Source organism: Streptomyces sp. NPDC057486 (genome assembly GCF_042802415.1).
Classification (GTDB): Bacteria; Actinomycetota; Actinomycetes; order Streptomycetales; family Streptomycetaceae; genus Streptomyces; species Streptomyces yanii.
Genome location: NZ_JBHVEE010000029.1, coordinates 68,329 through 84,344, shown reverse-complemented (window position 1 = coordinate 84,344; position 16,016 = coordinate 68,329). Strand labels below are relative to the sequence as shown.

The following is a 16,016-nucleotide window of genomic DNA, read 5'->3' as shown; positions in this document are numbered from 1 at the left end:
GTGCGGCTGCGGTTCTCCGACCCGGCCGCGTACCAGTCGGCCGCCTCCGCGCTGCGCGAGGCCTCCCGGGACGACGAGGCGCTGTCGTTGCAGATTCCCAGCGACGGCAGTCAGCGCGAGCTGCGCTCCATCCTCGACTGGCTGGACTCCGCCGGCATCCAGGCCGACGAGCTGACCGTGCACACTCCCGACCTCGACGACGTCTTCTTCGCCCTGACCGGCACCACCCCGCAGCCCAGCCTGCCCAGCCAGTCCAAGGAGGCCGTCCGATGAGCTCCCTCTCCCTCGCCGTACGCGACTGGTCCACGATGCTGCGCCGCAACCTCCTGCACGCACGGCGCTACCCGTCCCTCACGCTGAACCTGCTGCTCACCCCGATCATGCTGCTGCTGCTCTTCGTCTACATCTTCGGCGACACGATGAGCTCGGGCATCGGCGGCGGCGGTCCGGACCGCACCGCATACATCGCGTATGTCGTCCCGGGCCTGCTGCTGATGACCATCGGCAGCACCGTGATCGGAACCGCGGTGTCCGTCTCCAACGACATGACCGAGGGCATCATCGCCCGCTTCCGCACGATGGCGATCCACCGCCCTGCGGTGCTCGTGGGGCACGTCGTCGGCAGCGTGCTGCAGTCGATCACGAGTGTGCTCCTCGTGGGCGCCGTCGCCGTGGCCATCGGCTTCAGGTCCACGGACGCCACGGCCCTGGAGTGGCTGGCGGCGTTCGGGCTGCTCGTGCTCTTCGCCCTGGCGCTCACCTGGATCGCGGTCGGCATGGGCCTGATCAGCCCGAACGCCGAGGCCGCCAGCAACAACGCGATGCCGCTGATCCTGCTGCCGCTCCTCTCCAGCGCCTTCACCCCGGTCGACTCCATGCCCGGTTGGTTCCAGCCGATCGCCGAGTACCAGCCGTTCACGCCCGCCATCGAAACCCTGCGCGGTCTGTTGCTCGGCACCGAGATCGGCCACAACGGGTGGCTCGCCGTGGCCTGGTGCCTGGGTCTCGCGGTGCTCGGCTACTTCTGGTCGACCTCTCGGTTCGACCGCGACCCGAAGTAACCGCCGTGACAGCGCGGGCCGCGTTCCGCAACTCGTCCCGTCCCAGGGCGGCGTACTCCGACACCGCGTCGGCATACGTCGCCCCGTCGGCGTTCTCCGCCATCCGCCGGGCCCGCTCCGCCGGCATCGTCGGCTGGAACTCCCGTACCTCCCCGAGCCGTTCGGCCGGCGCGAGGAACCGCACCGCGGAATGGCCGCCGACAAGGCCCGCCATGGTGCCCCTTCCCCGCTGGACCGGATCCGAGGCCTGCGGACCTGGGTCGCCGATGCCTACGCCCGCGACGGTGTGCGCGCCGATGCGGCCGTCCTCGACCGTCTGATCGCGATGGCCCGCGACGAGATCCGACCCGCTGCGACGGAGAGGTGTGGCACCGCATGGAGCGGTGTCGCATCTGCCGCATATGATCGACGGACCGTTTCCGACCGTCGTCCTGCCGTACCACCGGGGGTGCACCATCCGTTCCGTACGCGTCCGCCCACCCGGACAACGGGGCGAACTGCTGACCCGCCAGGAGGACGGTCTTGCCCTGCACCACCTCGTCTGGAGGCTCGGGCCCGGCTGGCGGGTGTGCAGCAGCGCCGTACTCGGCGGCGGCATCGGGATGCGCGAGTGGATCCTCAACGCCCAGGTGCCCGGCGGTTACCCGCGCCTCGACCCCGACCGGCACCTCGCCGAGATCGCCGCCGCCGAGGCGCTCACGGGTCCCGGTGCCGGACTGATGACCGCGGCCGATGTCACCGCGTACACCGTCGCCGACGACGAGGGCGTGACCGCCACCGCCACCACCGGTCTGGGTGTGCGGGGCTGGGCCGCCGACCCGGCCGCGGGGCACGCCGGGCCGCTGCCGCCGGGCACGGTGAATATCGTCGTGACCGTACCCGTGGCCTTCTCCGACGCCGCCCTGGTCAATGCCGTCGCGACCGCCACCGAGGCGAAGGTCCAGGCGCTCCTGGACGCCGGACTCGACTGCTCCGGCACCCCCACGGACGCGGTCTGCATCGCCTCACCGGCGCCTGGACCCGGCGCGGCCGGGGAACCCTTCGCGGGCCCGCGCTCGACCTGGGGGTCGCGACTCGCCCGAGCCGTGCACACCGCCGTACGGGAGGGCGCGCTGCGGCACCCTTGACCTCGCACCGACCACGCGCCGACGAAGGGACCCTTGCTCTCATGACGTCCACCCCTGCCAACGCCATCCCCGAGCGACCGGCCGTGGCCGTCCTCGGCACCGGGATCATGGGGTCCGGGATGGCCCGGAGCCTGCTCCGCGCCGGACTCGACGTCCGCGCCTGGAACCGTACGCAGGCCAAGGCGGCCCCTCTCGCCGCCGACGGCGCCACGGTCACCGAAACGGCGGAGGAAGCCGTACGTGGCGCAGACGTCATCGTGACGATGCTGAACGACGGACTGTCCGTGGCGGCCGCACTCACCGCCGCGGCGCCCGGGGTGCAACGCGGCCAGGTCCTGCTGCAGAGCTCCACCGTCGGGATCGACGCCACCGCCGAACTCGCCCAGCGGGCGGCGGACTTGGGTCTCGTCTATCTCGACGCCCCGGTTGCGGGTACCAAGCAGCCTGCGGAACAGGGTGCGTTGACGGTCTTTGTCTCCGGTCCGTCCGCCGTCCGCCCGTTGGTGAACCCGGTGCTGAACGCGATCGGACAGCGCACGGTCTGGGTCGGCGAAACACCCGGCGCCGCCTCGCGGCTGAAGCTCGTGGTCAACACCTGGGTGATCAACATGGTGGGCAGCATCGCCGAGTGCCTGAACCTCGCAGAGGGGCTGGGCATCGACCCGCAGTCGTTCCTCGACGTGATGAAGGGCGGCCCGCTGGACTCCGCGTATCTCCAGGGCAAGTCCGCCGCGGTCCTCTCCGGCGACCTCACCCCGAGCTTCGCCCTGTCCACCGCGCTCAAGGACACCCGCCTCATCCTCGCAGCCGCCGAACGGAGCGGGGTGACGTTGGATCTCGTCGCCGCGTCCGCGGACCGGTTCACGCGCGCGGAGGAGGCGGGACACGGCGGCGAGGACATGATCGCCACCTACTACGCGGGCCGCCCCGCGGAGAAGGACGACGAGTGACCGTCCCCGGTCGCGGCGGGCGCCGGGGCCACGGGTTCCGTGGCCCCGCCGAACGCCAGGAAGGTGAGGGCAACCGGATCTCATCAACACTCCAGGGACGGTGGGTGGACGGACAGCAGGTCGGGCGGGTGGACTGTCGGCGCAACCGGAGAGCAACTCCCTCACCAGAGACCCGGCCTGGGCCGTCTCGATCAGGAAGCCGTCATGTCCGTAAGGCGGTTGAAGGACCCCCTGGCGGTCCGCGCCAGGCACCAGATCGGCCAACTCCTCCTGCTGATAGGGCGGACAGAGGCGGTCGGAGTCGACGCCGGCGACGAGCGCGGGCATGCGCGCACGGTCAAGCGCCTGCGCGATGCCGCCCCGGTCCCGGCCGATGTCATGCCCGGTCATCGCTTCGGTGAGCGTGACGTAGCTGCCCGCGTCGAATCGGTGCACGAGCTTGGCGGCGTGGTGGTCGAGATACGACTCCACCTGGTACCGGCCTCCCTGTCCGGCACCTCACTCGTCGTCTCTCAGTCCTCGACGAACATGCCGCTGCGGAGCTTTTGCAGGATCCGGCTGAGCAGCCGCGACACATGCATCTGGGAGATGCCGAGCTCCGCGCCGATCTGCGACTGCGTCATCTCCTGACCGAAGCGCATGTCTATGATGCGACGCTCGCGCGCGTCGAGGTGGCCCAGCAGTGGGGCGAGTGTGTGCAGATTCTCGACCGTCTCCATGCCGGGGTCCGGGGAGCCGAGGGCGTCGGCGAGCGTGCGCCCCGGCGGGTGGAGCCGTCCCGTGCCCGCCGGATCGGACGGCATGTCCAGCGATCCCGCGGTGTACCCGTTGGCGGCGACGATGCCTTCGGCGACCTCGTCCTCGCCGATCCCGAGCTGCTCGGCGAGCTCCGGCACGGTGGGGTCGCGGTCGAACTCCGTGGCCAGTGACTCCTTGGCCTTGGCGATGTCGACCCGCAACTCCTGCATCCGGCGCGGCACGTGGACTGCCCAGCTCGTGTCGCGGAAGAACCGCTTGATCTCCCCGACGATGTACGGCACGGCGAAGGAGGTGAACTCCACCTCCCGGGACAGGTCGAACCGGTCGATGGCCTTGATCAGCCCGATCGTGCCGACCTGGACGATGTCCTCCATGTCGCCGCTGCCGCGATTGCGGAACCGGCCCGCGGCGAACCGGACGAGCGAGAGGTTCATCTCGATGAGCGTGTTGCGCGCGTACTGATGGGCGGGGGTGCCTTCCTCGAGGAGCTGAAGACGGTCGAAGAACAGGCGAGAGAGGACCCGCGCGTCCTTCGGGGCGACCTTCCCGGCATCCTCGATCCACGGAAGTTCGCCCGCCGCGCCGGTCATGCCCGGGGCGTCCGCACCGGCCGTCCGCGCTCTGTGCGCAGTCATCTCGTCACGCTCCCCTGGTCGTAGGCCATGAGGTGTATGCGCCTGCCCCCGGCAGGGGCACCCATGCGTGAAAGAGCAAGTCGATCCGGCCCATCGGCGTGAATGGCCGGGAATGTTCGTGATCCGGTGTCACATTCGTGCAGGTGAGAAGCGTAGGAACACAGAACCGTCCCACCGGTACGGGGGAGCCCGGTGGGACGGTCACTATCAGACTGCCACAGGTGTCCGCCCGATGTGGCCCGACCGGCCCGTATCGACGGGCAGTTGGGTCGAAATCGATTCCGGACCGGGCAGCGGGGTGGGTCAGTCGCGCGGGTATCCCACGACGGTGTGGGTGACGGCGGGGGAGTCCTGCGTCGTGTAGTAGTGGCTGCTGAGCCCTGAGAAGCGCGCCGTGTCCCCCGTCTCCAGCAGATGCGGGACGTCGTCCACCACCAGCGTCACCTGGCCGGACATCACCAGCACATACTCCACGGAGTCCGCGCCGTGCGAGCTGATCTGGCTCTGTGCATGCGGGTGCAGACGGGTCCGGTAGATCTCGATACGGCCCAGCTCATGGCCGGCGAACAGCAGATTGACCGAGGTCTCGTCGTCCGGTTCGTCCAGCGACGAGGCGCGGATGATCTCCGGCCGGAGCAGGGGCTGACGCAGGAGATCCGTGCAACTGGTGTCCAGCACATCGGCGATCCGCACCAGCACATCGACGGTCGGATTGGCTTCGGCACGCTCGATCTGGGACAACAGTCCCTTGCTGACGCCGGTCGCCGCGGACAGTTCGCGCAGACTCCAACCACGCGCCAGGCGACGGCGGTTGAGGTTCCCGGCCAGCGATGCACGCACCGTCCCCGCGCCGGGCTGCGGGGTGCCCGGCGGACGTGGGGCCGCGGGCAGGCCGCCGGCGGCGTGGTCCTCGGACACCGTTCCTCCTCGCTGTCGTACGCGCAGGTCAGCGAGACACTCTACCGGCGCGGCTGCCGGGACGTCAGATCCTGGTCGCCCGCATCCGTGCGCTCGGGCAGCGCCTCGATCATGCGCCGGGTCCAGGGGTGCGCGGGGGTGTCCAGCAGGTCTGCCGCGGTGCCCTGCTCCACGATCCGGCCCTGATACATCACGGCCACCCGGTCGGCGATCTGCCGCACCACCCCCAGGTCATGGGTGATGAACAGGACCGCGAACCCTTCGCTCCGCTGGAGCGAGGTGAGCAGGTTGAGCAATTGCGCCTGCACCGACACATCCAGCGCTGCTACCGCTTCGTCGCAGATCAGCAGCCGTGGCCGGGCGGCCAGGGCCCTGGCCAGAGCGACCCGTTGCCGCTCGCCGCCGGAGAGAGCCGCCGGGCGACGGGAAGCGTACGAGGCCGGCAGACCGACCTGCTCGAGCAGCGCCCCCACCTCGGCCACGGACCTGTCGCGTCCGCTCCTGCCGGTGGCGGCCGTCAGCGCCTCGCGCAGGGTCGCGCCCACCGTACGCGACGGATTGAGCGAGGAGTACGGATCCTGGAAGACGATCTGCACCTGCTCGGCCAGGCGGCGCCGGTCCGTCGTGCCGGGACGGCGCCCGGCGGACAGCGCCAGACCGCCCACGGTCACGGTGCCGGTGTCGAAGGTCTCCAGGCCGACCGCGATCCGGGCAAGCGTCGTCTTGCCGGAGCCGGACTCGCCGACCAGAGCCACGACGGTGTGAGGGGGAACGATCAGACTCACGTCGCGCAGAGCCGCATGGTCACCGGCAGGGGACCGGAACGTACGGTCGACGGACGTGGCGATCAGCGCTGCGTCGCTCTTCTCCCGCACCGCGGCCGTACTCTCCGGTCCTTCGGGGAGCACGGCCGGGACCCGAGCCCGCGGCACGGCGAGTGCATTGCCGATCTCACCGACCCGCACACACGCGGTCAGCCGGGAACCCGGCCCGGAACGAGCGCCGGAGCCGGGACCCGACCCGGTCCCGCGCTCGGCGGCGACGGGCTCCGGCACGGGCAGCAGCGTCATCGGAGTCGCACGGCACTCGGCAGCCGCGTGCGCGCACCGGTCGGCGAACGGGCAGCCGCCGCTCCGGGCGCCCGGAGCGGGCACGAAGCCCGCGATGGCCGGGAGTTCGGCGTACCGTTCTCGGACCGACGGCTCGGAGGCCAGCAGGCCCGCCGTGTACGGATGCCGGGGTCCGGACTCCAGCTCCTGGGCGCTCCCGTGTTCCAGGACGTTGCCCGCGTACAGCACGTACACCCGGTCGCAGGCGGAGAACGCGACCCGCAGATCGTGGGTGATGAGAACCAGCCCCATGCCCCGGTCGCGCTGGAGTCCGCGCAGCAGGTCGAGGACGGCGCGCTGGTTGGCGGCGTCCAGGGCGGTGGTCGGCTCGTCGGCGATGAGCAGCTCCGGGTCGCCGGCGAGCGCCGCTGCCGCGGCGACGCGCTGCCGCATGCCGCCGGAGAGTTCGTGCGGGTAGCGGTCGGCGATCTCCGGACCGAGGCCGACCTCGGCGAGACGCCGCTCGATCTCCGCGTGCCTGTCCGCCCTGCCCTTCCGCCGCCTCAGCACACCGTCCGGGTCGCGCAGCCCGTCGGCGATCTGACGTCCGCAGGTCAGTTGCGGATGCAGCATGGTGAACGGGTCCTGCATCAGCAGAGTGACGCTTCGGCCCCGCAGGGCGTGCCGCTCACGCGGCGCAAGAGTGAGGACCTCCTCGCCGTCGATCCGTACGGACCCGCCCGTGACCGAGGTCCCGGACGGCAGCAGTCCCGCCACGGCGCGCATGGCCAGGGACTTGCCACTGCCGGACTCGCCGACGATGCCGATGCATTCGCCGCGGGCGACCTCCAGCGAGATGCCGTCCAGGATGGGGACCGGGCCGCCCGGGCCCGCCGTCGCGGCGACCCGCAGGCCGTCCACCGCGAGCAGCGGATCGGCTTCCGGTGCCGGGGGAGCGGTACGCATGTCCGTTGCCGGGCGCATTGCCATCAGGACCTCCCGCGGTCGGAGAACGCCTCGAACAGCCGGTCGCCGAGGAGGTTGAGCGCCACCGCCGCCACGATGATCAGCACCGCCGGTGCCAGGGCGGCGGACGGGTTGTCGTAGAGCAGGGTCCGGTTCTCCGAGAGCATCCGGCCCCAGTCGGGGGCGCCGGGCGGCACACCGAGCCCGAGGAAGGACAGCGAGCTGAGGGCGACGATCGCTCCGGCGAAGTTCAGCAGGGTGTTGGCCACCACCACCGGCAGCACGTTGGGCCAGATGTGCCGCGTCATCACGGTGAACGGGGACAGCCCCAACGTCTCCGCGGCCTCCACATAGGCGCGGTGGCGCTGCTCCAGGACGGCGGCGCGCACCAGCCGGATGTCGCCGGGTGAGGTCAGCACGACGAGGACACCGACGGCCAGGGCGTATCCACCGCCGCCGATTCCGGCGACGACGATCGTGACGAGCAGGGCCGGCAGCGCGAGCAGCAGATCGGCCCAGCGGCGTACGACGACGTCGGTCCAGCCGCCCCGATAGCCCGCCAGAACGCCGAGCACATTGCCGATGACCATCGAACCGAGCGCCACCAGGGCCGCACCGGCGAGCGTGCTGCGCGCCCCGGCGATCACCATCTGCGCGATGTCCCGGCCCAGTTCATCGGTGCCGAGGAGGTGACCGCCTCCCGGCATGACGGCGCCGGTGGCGAGATCCTGCGCGTCCCAGCCGGGGAGAACCAGCTGACCGAGGGCCGCGGCCAGCGCGAACAGCACAACTACGACGCAGCAGCAGACGGTGAGCGGCGTGTACCTGCGGCGCGATGCGCGCTTTCTCATCGGCCCTCCTCCTTGCGGACGTCGGCCGGCCGGCCGGGAGAGACCGCCGCCGCCGACCCTGCCGCCTTCGCCGGGGACGCGGTCCGCAACCGCGGATCCAGCAGCGGCTGGCTGAGGTCGATGACGAGACCGGCCAGACAGACCAGGGCGGCGATGAGCAGCGCCTCCGCCTGGACGACGGGGATGTCCCGGAAGGTCACCGAATCAACCAGCAGGGAGCCGAGACCGGGCAGCGCGAACACCTGCTCCACCATCACGGTGCCGGCGAGCAGATAGGCGAGGACGAGACCGATGCCGGTGAGGACCGGGACGAGGGTGCCGCGCAGCACGTATCGCAGCAGGATGTCCCGCTCCCGGACCCCCCGCGCGCGGGCGAAGGTGACGTGCTCCCGGTCGAGTTCGCGGATCACCGCGGCCCGGGTCAGCTTCAGCAGGACGGCGGTGACGGCCAGTCCGAGCGCCAGGGCCGGCAGCACCAGATGCATCAGGCGGTCGGTGCCCGAACCTTCGCCGGGGCCGTACGCCGGGAACCAGCCGAGCATCAGGGAGAAGACGTAGATGAGGAGCAGCCCGCCCGCGAACGCGGGGGTGGACAGCGCCACGACGCCGAGGCTCTGCACCGCCCGGTCGGTGCCCCGCCGGTTCCGCAGGCCCGCGAGAACACCCAGCGGCAGTCCCAGCAGGAGCGCCACGGCGAAACCGAGGCCGACCAGCTGACCGGTCAGGACGAGCCGGCTGCCGATTGCCGCGGCGACGCTCTCGCCGGTGCGGATCGACGTACCGAGATCGAAACGGGCCGCGTCGCTGAGCCAGTACCAGTACTGCACGGCCAGCGGGCTGTCGAGGTGGAAACGGGCCCGTACGGCGGCCAGTGCCTCCGGAGTCGCGCTGCGCGGTCCGAGCAGCGTCTGCGCGGGGTCGCCGGGGGCGGCCTGCAGCAGGGCGAACACAGCGACGGACAGGACGAACAGCAGCCCGACGGTGCCGGCGAGGCGCCGGACCACATAGCCGAGGGGAAGGGCAGCCCGCAGCCGCGAGCCGTTGGCGGTCATTGTTCGCTCCCTTGCGGGACTGCGGTCGGCGGCGGGGCCGCAGAGCCGCTCCGTCCGGGAGAGGTCGTGCCGGAGGGTGCACGGGGGGCTGCACCCTCCGGACCGACCGGAGAGGCCGTGCCGGGGATCGGTTCGGGGGAAGCGTCCCCCGGCACGGCGGTCGGACGGGGCAGGGCCGCGGTGGCGGCGCCGGTGCCCAGGTGGGCGGCGAGCCATTCCTCCACCCGCGCGGCGGCGTCGAGGATGTGGCTGCCGTCGGTGAACTCATGGCCTTCGTCCGGGTACACGTACAGCTCGACCGGCGCCCGTCCGGTCCGCAGCAGCGAGCGGTACAGCTCATGTGCCTGGCCGACGGGAGTGACCCGGTCCGCCGACCCGTGCACGATCAGGGTCGGTGTGCCGCCGCCTCCCTGCGCGAACACGGGGGAACGCGCGATCAGCCCGGCACGGTCGTCCGTGCTGCCGCTGCCGCTGCCGATGCGGTACGTACGGTCGTAACCGCCACCGATGTTGCTGGTGTGGGTGAAGCTCAGCCAGTCGGTCGGCGCGGAGACGACCACCGCGGCACGGAAGACGTCCGTGCGCATCGCGGCCAGAGCGGCGAGGAACCCGCCGTAGCTGTGTCCGAGGACGGCGGCACGGTCCGGATCGGCGAGGCCGGTGTCGACGAGATGGCGGACGCCGGACAGCACGTCGTCCAGGTCGGCGCCGCCGACATCACCGACCACGGCACGCGCATGGTCGAGTCCCCGGCCGCTGCTGCCCCGTGGGTTGGGCAGCAGGACGAGATAGCCGGCGGCCGCCAGCGCCGGGGCGAGCCCCAGCACATCGCCCGGCGCGTATCCGGCGGACCAGAGCCAGGCGGGGCCGCCGTGCACGAGTACCGCGAGGGGGCGGGGTCCGGTCGGGGAGCCCGACGAGAGCACCAGCCCGCCCACCGTGCGGCCGTCGGACGCGGACCAGGTGGTCTCCTCGGTGCGGATCTCGGCAAGCGGCGAACCGGCTGAGGTGTTCAAGGCGGTGACGGGCAACCAGTTCCAGGCGTCCGGACCGCCGGTGCGGGCGACGACGGCCTCGGCGGGACGCCCCGGCGCGTCCAGGACGGTCGCGGCGATCCGCCGGTCGGCGCTGAGGGAGAGGGCGGGCTGAAACGCGGCGCCGCTGAGCGTCACCGCGCCCGACCACAGGGAGCGCCCGGCGCGGCCGACGCGGGAGCCGGTACCGTCCCAGCCCGCGAACCAGAGTGAACCCGGACGATCGTCGGCGGCACTGCCGTCGAACTGCAACCAGGTCGCGTCCTCGACACCGGGCACCACCTCCGTACGGCCCGTCACCGGATCGATCACGACCGGGCGCCCGGCGACGATCGAAATGCCCTCGCAGACCGCCGCCAGCCGACCGTCCGCGGCGAGGGCCGGAGCGCCCAACTGGCCTTCCGGCTCGTACAGGGTGCGTGAGGTACGGGCGTTGAGATCCAGGGCGGCGAACCGTGCGCCGTAGTAGCCGGCGGGCAGGGTGTCCTCGGAGACCGTGGCCACGGCGGTGGTACCGCCGCGCCAGGCGACGTTCCACACGGTCAGCCCGGCCGGACCGGCCTCACACATCGTGCCGTTCGCGAGGTCGACGAGATGCAGGGAACGACGGCCGGTGCCCGGGGCGAAGCGTTCGGGTACGGGCGCGGCTCCCAGTCGTACCGGCAGCCCCAGGTTCATGCCGTCGCGTTCGGCGCCGTCCTCCGCACACAGCAGCAGCGCCTGCCGCCCGTCGTCGGAGACCAGCAGCTCCTCGACCGCGCCGGGGGCGGTCGCGACGGACCGCACCGCTCCTGTCGTGGTGTCCAGGGCGTCGAGCCGGGCGGGGGCCGGGGTGGGTCCAGCCGGCTCCGCGATGTGCAGCAGGGTCCGCGAGTCCGGGAGCCAGCGCGGGCTGTGACGGTGAGCGGGAGCGGCGGACCGGGGCGGCGGGAGGAGGACGGGGGGTGCCGCCTCCGCCTCCCCGTCGTCCCGGAGCACGGCCGGGACCGGGGTCAGGACCAGTTCGACGCCTTCCGGCCCGGCGGCGGTCACCGCGACCGCGCGCCCGTCCGGGCTGACCCGGGCCTCGGCCGGATGGACCAGTCGCAGCATCGCCTCGCGGACGCGCCGCACGACGATCGCGGCGCGCCGCTGCGGCTGCTGCCTGGGCGCGGCGGTGCTGGGCATAGTGGTCCGTTTCTTGTCCGATGGGGCGAGCGGGGAGCGGGGAGCGGGGGGCGTCGGGGTGCTCAGGCGGCCTTGCGGATCCTGGTGGCCCATGGGCCGATGAACGCGAACGGCCCCTGCTCCAGAAGCACGAAGTCCTTGGCGAGCGCGCTCGCGGTCTGTGCCCACCACAGCGGGAGATACGGCAGGTCGGCTCCCGCCGTCTGCAGCGCCTCCATGAGCTCCCGGCCGCGGACGTCCCTGTCGGTGGCCGACTTGGCGGTGTCCAGCGCGGTGTTGACGGCCGCGTTGTCGTAGTGCGCGATGTCCGTCGCCGTCGCGGCGGCATGGAGATAGGGGTCGGCCAGCTCGGCCGGGTCGCCGGTGACGGGGAAGTACCACAGGAACTGCAGCGGCTGCTTGCCGGAGCCGAGCTCCGCCACCCACTGCTCGAGGGTGATCTCCTTGACGTTCAGCGTGATGCCGATCTTCTTGAGCGACGCGGCGAGTGCGAGCGCCGCCTTGCCCAGCTGCGGACCACTGTTCGGATAGTGCAGCTCCGCCGTGAAGCCGTCCTTCGCCGAGGACTTGGCCAGCTCCTTGCGGGCGGCCTCCATGTCGAACGACAGGACGGGGATCGCGTCGTAGCCGGAGCGGACCTCGTCCGCCGGCATCAGATCGCCCCACATGTCGCGCGAGGGCAGCGCGGCGGCGACCTCGGCCCTGCCGTGCAGGATGCCCTTCACCATGCCCTCGCGGTCGGTGGCATGGGCCACTGCGCGCCGCACGTGAAGGTCGTCGAACGGGGCCTTGGCCGTGTCGAAGGCCAGCGACACCACCGACCGGTCGCCGGTGTACGTGACGCGGGCGGCCGACTCCCAGCTGCGGGCCTCGTCGGACGGGAGGTTCAGCGCGCCGTCCACGGCACCGGACTTCATCGCGACCAGACGGGTTCCGGCGTCCGGGACGAAGGAGAGCTTGAGCTTCTGGACGGCGGGCTTCTCGCCCCACCAGGCGTCGTTGCGCTCCAGCAGCACATGGTCGTCGGCGGCGAACTCGGTGACCTTGTACGGGCCGGTGCCGAGCAGCAGTGCGGCAGCCGTACCGATCTTGCCCCGGTTCCGGGTCAGGAACGCCCTGCTGCTGATGAGCAGTCCGCCTGCCGTGGTCGTCCAGGCGAACATCGCGTCCGGCGCCTTCAGCCGGATGGTCACCTCGTGGTCGCCGGTGGACTTCACCGACTGCACACCCGCGTAGGCGTACGAGAGTGCCGAGCCGTTCTTCGGGTCGCGGATGGCCTCGATGGAGGCGACCACGTCGTCCGCGGTGAACGGGGTGCCGTCGGTGAACGTCACACCACGGCGGAGTGTGTAGACGTATGTCCGGGCATCGGGCTGCTTCCAGGACGCGGCGAGCCCCGGCTTCAGTTCGCCGGACGGGGCGACGGAGAGCAGCGATTCCTGGGCCAGCACCGCGACCATGTAGTTGAGCACGCCCGACTCGCGGCCCACATCGAGGGTGGAGACGGAGGAGGGCAGAGCGATGGTGAGCTGGTCGATCGGCACGTCGGCGCCCTGCGCCCGAGCACCCGAGCCCTGTGTGTCGGTGCCACCGCCCTTGGGGGAACCGTCGGCCGGCTGGGGTGCACAGGCGGCGAGCACACCGGACGCGGCGAGCACGCCCATCCCTGCGCCGGCGAGCCGAAGGAGGCGCCGTCGGCTGAAGTCTCCACCCGGTTCCGATGTCATCGGGAACCACCCATCTCGCGACTGTCCACTAGAACTGCCCAACTGGGCGGGGACGGTATACGAATGCTGGGGAGGCGTCAAAGGGTGGCGCAGGAACGTCCGGGTCGTGGACACCTGGCAGGGTTCAATCACTGAGAAACCATCAAAAAAAGGCAGTGAAAGGGAGTGCCGATCGAGGGCCGGTGGCTGGGCAACGGTCGGCGTACCGGTTCGGGAACCCGCTCGATGTACTCGGCCCCGTCGCATGACGGATGTTGATCGGCGGTCGGGATCCGGGACGACCGCACTGGCGGGTCCGCCGCATCCGGACGCCCCGGGTGCCGCCTGTCCGGCCCGCGGGACGGCTCCGACCTGCTCCTATGCAGCTCGATCCGGAATCGTTGCGGCCCTGTGAACACTCCGGCACCCCGGGAATACGTGCATGCCGAATGGACTTTTCGTTGCTGCAACCCACGGTGGCGGTGCCGACAGCCGATGCCATGAACCGGAGCGAGGGAGCTCATGCCCAAGGCGTACGTATTCACCCGCAACGGCGGACCTGAGGTGGAAGCCTTCGTCGAGCAGGAGGCACCGACCCCTGGGCCCGGGGAGCTCCTGGTCGCGGTCCGGGCGGCCGGAGTGAACCCCGTCGACTGGAAGCTCCGCGACGGGTACCTCCGGCCCGGCAGCACGGCGCCGGAGTTCCCCGCCGTGTTCGGCAGCGAGGTGGCCGGGACCGTCGAGCGGGTCGGCCCCGGAGTCGAGGGGTTCGAGGTCGGGGACGCCGTCTTCGGCAACCCGCTGAGCGGTGGGTACGCCGAGTATGCACTGCTGCCCGTCTCGGTGACCGCCCACAAGCCCGACAGCCTGCCGTTCACGGAGGCGGCCGTCCTGCCGGTCGCGGCCGCCACCGCGTACGACGGTCTCCGCCAGCTGGACCTCGAGCCGGGTTCGACACTGCTGATCACCGGTGCCGGAGGAGGCGTCGGCGTGGTCGCCGTACAGCTTGCTCGCCACTTCGGCCTGCGGGTCGTCGGCACGTCGAGCGAGGCCAAGAAGGACTTCGTCGAATCGCTCGGCGCCGTGCACGTCCCGTCCGGCCCCGGCGTCGCCGAACGCGTACGGGTAGCAGCACCGGACGGCATCGACGCCGTCTACGACCTCGTCGGCGGCGACGACCTGCGGGCTGTGGCCGAACTCGTCACGGACCGGAAGCGGCTGATCAGCGCCGGAGGCAAACCGCTGGCCGTCGAGCTCGGTGGGGCGGCCGTCGCCCGCGCCCGTACCGCAGCCGTACTCGACGAGGTGGCACGCCTCGTCGTCGACGGAGCCTTCACGACCTACGTGACACAGACCTTTCCGCTCGACGAGGCGGCCGCCGCGCTGCGTGCGGTGGAGAGCGGACACACCCGTGGCAAGATCGTGATCGAGGTGGCTGCCGCATGAGCGCTCCGCACCCCACCACCGCGTCCGGGCACCCGCTCGACAACCCGGCCCGCGCCTCGCTGACCGGACCGCACGCCCACTTCGCCGAACGCCGGGGCCGCGTCCTGCGCTACCCCACCGATGTGGCGCCCTGGCTCGCGCTTCCGGACACCCCGGATGCCGACGACTGGGCCGACGCCGCCGCCCTCGCCGGGCCCGGTGCATCGCTCACCCTCACCGCCCTGCGCGAACCGCCGCCCGGCGACTGGGAGATCACCTTTCACGCCGAGGGCGTCCAGCTGGTCGATGCCGGACTGGCGGCAGCCCCGGATCCGGAGGCCGTCCGCCTGGGTCCGGCCGATGTGCCGGAGATGCTCGACCTGGTCGAACGCACCCGCCCCGGACCGTTCCTGCCGCGCACCGTCGAGCTCGGCACCTACCTCGGCATCCGGCGCGAAGGGGCACTCGTCGCGATGGCCGGGGAGCGGCTGCGCCCGACCGGCTACAGCGAGATCAGCGGTGTCTGCACCGACGAGTCCGCACGAGGCCAGGGATTCGCGGGCCGGCTCGTCCTCGCCGTCGCGCACGAGATCAGGGAGCGCGGCGACATCCCGTTCCTGCATGCCTCCGCGACCAACACGAACGCGATCAGGCTCTACGAGTCCCTGGGTTTCCGGCTCCGCCGCCGGACGTCGTTCCTCTCCGCTGTCGTGCCGCGGCAGCTGCCGGTCTCCGGACGCACCGGTGGTACGGGCGGCGGGCAGGTGGCGGCCCTGCACTGACGTGTGAGCCGTCTCTCCTCCCTGCCGGGTGGCGGAGGTCCTGCGGCCGGAGCCACGGGACCTTCGGCCCGGGACTTCTGGACCGCACACCACCGGCAGACCCCGGCCGAGGATCTTCGGCCCTGCCTCTGAGGCCGTTGGCCCCGTGCGGCCGCTGTCCGATCCGGGTGGACGCTCCGCGGCCGTCGCACTCCATAGGCGCGCGGCGCGGAGCAGTTCGACTTCCCGGCCGGTGCGACGCTTCTGGCATTCACCGACGGAGTGACCGAGGCCCGCGACGCCTCTGGCGCCTTCTACCCGCTGGACACCCGGCTCGGCCGCTGGGCCGGGTACGGACCGAGTGACGTGCTGGACGCGCTCCATGCCGACCTGGAGGCCTTCTCCGGCGGCGTACGACGCAATGACATCGCGATGCCGGCCCTGCGCAAGGCGCCGACCGGTAACCGTCGCCGACAGCCCGGGGCGATGTCCGGGCAGGGCGCCCGGAGGGCCGCACAGACCTTCAGTGAGTGGTGACGGGCAGGCGAGACCCGA

The 16,016-nt window shown here is 71.7% G+C and carries 12 protein-coding genes and 3 pseudogenes; 7 read left to right on the top strand and 8 right to left on the bottom strand.

Going from position 1 to position 16,016, the window contains the following annotated elements; translation table 11 throughout:
* The 4 genes and pseudogenes from ACFU6I_RS16565 to ACFU6I_RS16550 form a co-directional block, all read left to right on the top strand.
* Window positions 1-273, top strand: a pseudogene (locus ACFU6I_RS16565) (ABC transporter); the annotation flags it as partial.
* Entirely contained in the window at window positions 270-1,061 is a 792-nt protein-coding gene (locus ACFU6I_RS16560; protein WP_384366556.1) for an ABC transporter permease, read from the top strand. The pseudogene ACFU6I_RS16565 and the gene ACFU6I_RS16560, both read left to right, overlap by 4 nt.
* Before the next feature lie 401 nt (window positions 1,062-1,462).
* On the top strand, window positions 1,463-2,188 hold the full coding sequence (locus ACFU6I_RS16555; protein WP_384366553.1) for an adenosylcobinamide amidohydrolase: 726 nt from the start codon (window positions 1,463-1,465) through the stop codon (window positions 2,186-2,188).
* Between the two features lie 41 nt (window positions 2,189-2,229).
* On the top strand, window positions 2,230-3,138 hold the full coding sequence (locus tag ACFU6I_RS16550; protein WP_384366550.1) for an NAD(P)-dependent oxidoreductase: 909 nt from the start codon (window positions 2,230-2,232) through the stop codon (window positions 3,136-3,138).
* 102 nt (window positions 3,139-3,240) lie between these two features.
* On the opposite strand, the pseudogene ACFU6I_RS16545 reads toward ACFU6I_RS16550, so the two are convergent.
* The 8 genes and pseudogenes from ACFU6I_RS16545 to ACFU6I_RS16510 form a co-directional block, all read right to left on the bottom strand.
* Window positions 3,241-3,627 (bottom strand): annotated as a pseudogene (locus ACFU6I_RS16545) (homoserine O-acetyltransferase); the annotation flags it as partial.
* Window positions 3,628-3,650: 23 nt separating this feature from the next.
* Window positions 3,651-4,532 carry an RNA polymerase sigma factor SigF gene (locus ACFU6I_RS16540; RefSeq protein ID WP_384366547.1) on the bottom strand — a complete coding sequence of 294 codons (882 nt, stop codon included), beginning with the start codon at window positions 4,530-4,532 and terminating at the stop codon, window positions 3,651-3,653.
* Between the two features lie 303 nt (window positions 4,533-4,835).
* Window positions 4,836-5,450, bottom strand: a complete 615-nt coding sequence (locus ACFU6I_RS16535; RefSeq protein WP_384366544.1) for a helix-turn-helix domain-containing protein — start codon at window positions 5,448-5,450, stop codon at window positions 4,836-4,838.
* A 41-nt stretch (window positions 5,451-5,491) separates the two neighbouring features.
* Window positions 5,492-7,489 (bottom strand): dipeptide ABC transporter ATP-binding protein, encoded by a 1,998-nt coding sequence (locus tag ACFU6I_RS16530; RefSeq protein ID WP_384366541.1) that lies wholly within the window; start codon window positions 7,487-7,489, stop codon window positions 5,492-5,494.
* Window positions 7,489-8,316, bottom strand: a complete 828-nt coding sequence (locus ACFU6I_RS16525; RefSeq protein ID WP_384366538.1) for an ABC transporter permease — start codon at window positions 8,314-8,316, stop codon at window positions 7,489-7,491. Before ACFU6I_RS16525 ends, ACFU6I_RS16530 begins: the two co-directional genes overlap by 1 nt.
* On the bottom strand, window positions 8,313-9,368 hold the full coding sequence (locus ACFU6I_RS16520; protein ID WP_384366535.1) for an ABC transporter permease: 1,056 nt from the start codon (window positions 9,366-9,368) through the stop codon (window positions 8,313-8,315). Before ACFU6I_RS16520 ends, ACFU6I_RS16525 begins: the two co-directional genes overlap by 4 nt.
* Window positions 9,365-11,569, bottom strand: coding sequence for an alpha/beta fold hydrolase (locus ACFU6I_RS16515; protein WP_384366532.1), 2,205 nt, complete (start codon window positions 11,567-11,569; stop codon window positions 9,365-9,367). The genes ACFU6I_RS16520 and ACFU6I_RS16515 overlap by 4 nt, the downstream gene beginning before the upstream one ends.
* Window positions 11,570-11,631: 62 nt before the next feature.
* Entirely contained in the window at window positions 11,632-13,296 is a 1,665-nt protein-coding gene (locus ACFU6I_RS16510) for an ABC transporter substrate-binding protein (RefSeq protein ID WP_384366529.1), read from the bottom strand.
* Window positions 13,297-13,797: 501 nt separating this feature from the next.
* On the opposite strand from ACFU6I_RS16510, the gene ACFU6I_RS16505 reads away from it, so the two are divergent.
* From ACFU6I_RS16505 to ACFU6I_RS16495, 3 genes and pseudogenes are all read left to right on the top strand, one after another.
* Complete coding sequence (locus ACFU6I_RS16505) at window positions 13,798-14,721, top strand: NADP-dependent oxidoreductase (RefSeq protein ID WP_384366525.1); 924 nt, start codon at window positions 13,798-13,800, stop codon at window positions 14,719-14,721.
* A complete protein-coding gene (locus ACFU6I_RS16500) occupies window positions 14,718-15,482 on the top strand; it encodes a GNAT family N-acetyltransferase (RefSeq protein WP_384366522.1) in 765 nt (254 codons plus the stop codon). The genes ACFU6I_RS16505 and ACFU6I_RS16500 overlap by 4 nt, the downstream gene beginning before the upstream one ends.
* A 201-nt stretch (window positions 15,483-15,683) precedes the next feature.
* Window positions 15,684-15,998, top strand: a pseudogene (locus ACFU6I_RS16495) (SpoIIE family protein phosphatase); the annotation flags it as partial.
* Window positions 15,999-16,016: the final 18 nt, after the last annotated feature.

What these genes read in the sequence shown, in the direction of transcription:
- ACFU6I_RS16560 (WP_384366556.1), top strand. Translation starts at nt 270, where the DNA reads ATGAGCTCCCTCTCCCTCGCCGTACGCGACTGGTCCACGATGCTGCGC.
- ACFU6I_RS16555 (WP_384366553.1), top strand. Translation starts at nt 1,463, where the DNA reads ATGATCGACGGACCGTTTCCGACCGTCGTCCTGCCGTACCACCGGGGG.
- ACFU6I_RS16550 (WP_384366550.1), top strand. Translation starts at nt 2,230, where the DNA reads ATGACGTCCACCCCTGCCAACGCCATCCCCGAGCGACCGGCCGTGGCC.
- ACFU6I_RS16540 (WP_384366547.1), bottom strand. Translation starts at nt 4,532, where the DNA reads ATGACTGCGCACAGAGCGCGGACGGCCGGTGCGGACGCCCCGGGCATG.
- ACFU6I_RS16530 (WP_384366541.1), bottom strand. Translation starts at nt 7,489, where the DNA reads ATGGCAATGCGCCCGGCAACGGACATGCGTACCGCTCCCCCGGCACCG.
- ACFU6I_RS16525 (WP_384366538.1), bottom strand. Translation starts at nt 8,316, where the DNA reads ATGAGAAAGCGCGCATCGCGCCGCAGGTACACGCCGCTCACCGTCTGC.
- ACFU6I_RS16520 (WP_384366535.1), bottom strand. Translation starts at nt 9,368, where the DNA reads ATGACCGCCAACGGCTCGCGGCTGCGGGCTGCCCTTCCCCTCGGCTAT.
- ACFU6I_RS16515 (WP_384366532.1), bottom strand. Translation starts at nt 11,569, where the DNA reads ATGCCCAGCACCGCCGCGCCCAGGCAGCAGCCGCAGCGGCGCGCCGCG.
- ACFU6I_RS16510 (WP_384366529.1), bottom strand. Translation starts at nt 13,296, where the DNA reads ATGACATCGGAACCGGGTGGAGACTTCAGCCGACGGCGCCTCCTTCGG.
- ACFU6I_RS16505 (WP_384366525.1), top strand. Translation starts at nt 13,798, where the DNA reads ATGCCCAAGGCGTACGTATTCACCCGCAACGGCGGACCTGAGGTGGAA.
- ACFU6I_RS16500 (WP_384366522.1), top strand. Translation starts at nt 14,718, where the DNA reads ATGAGCGCTCCGCACCCCACCACCGCGTCCGGGCACCCGCTCGACAAC.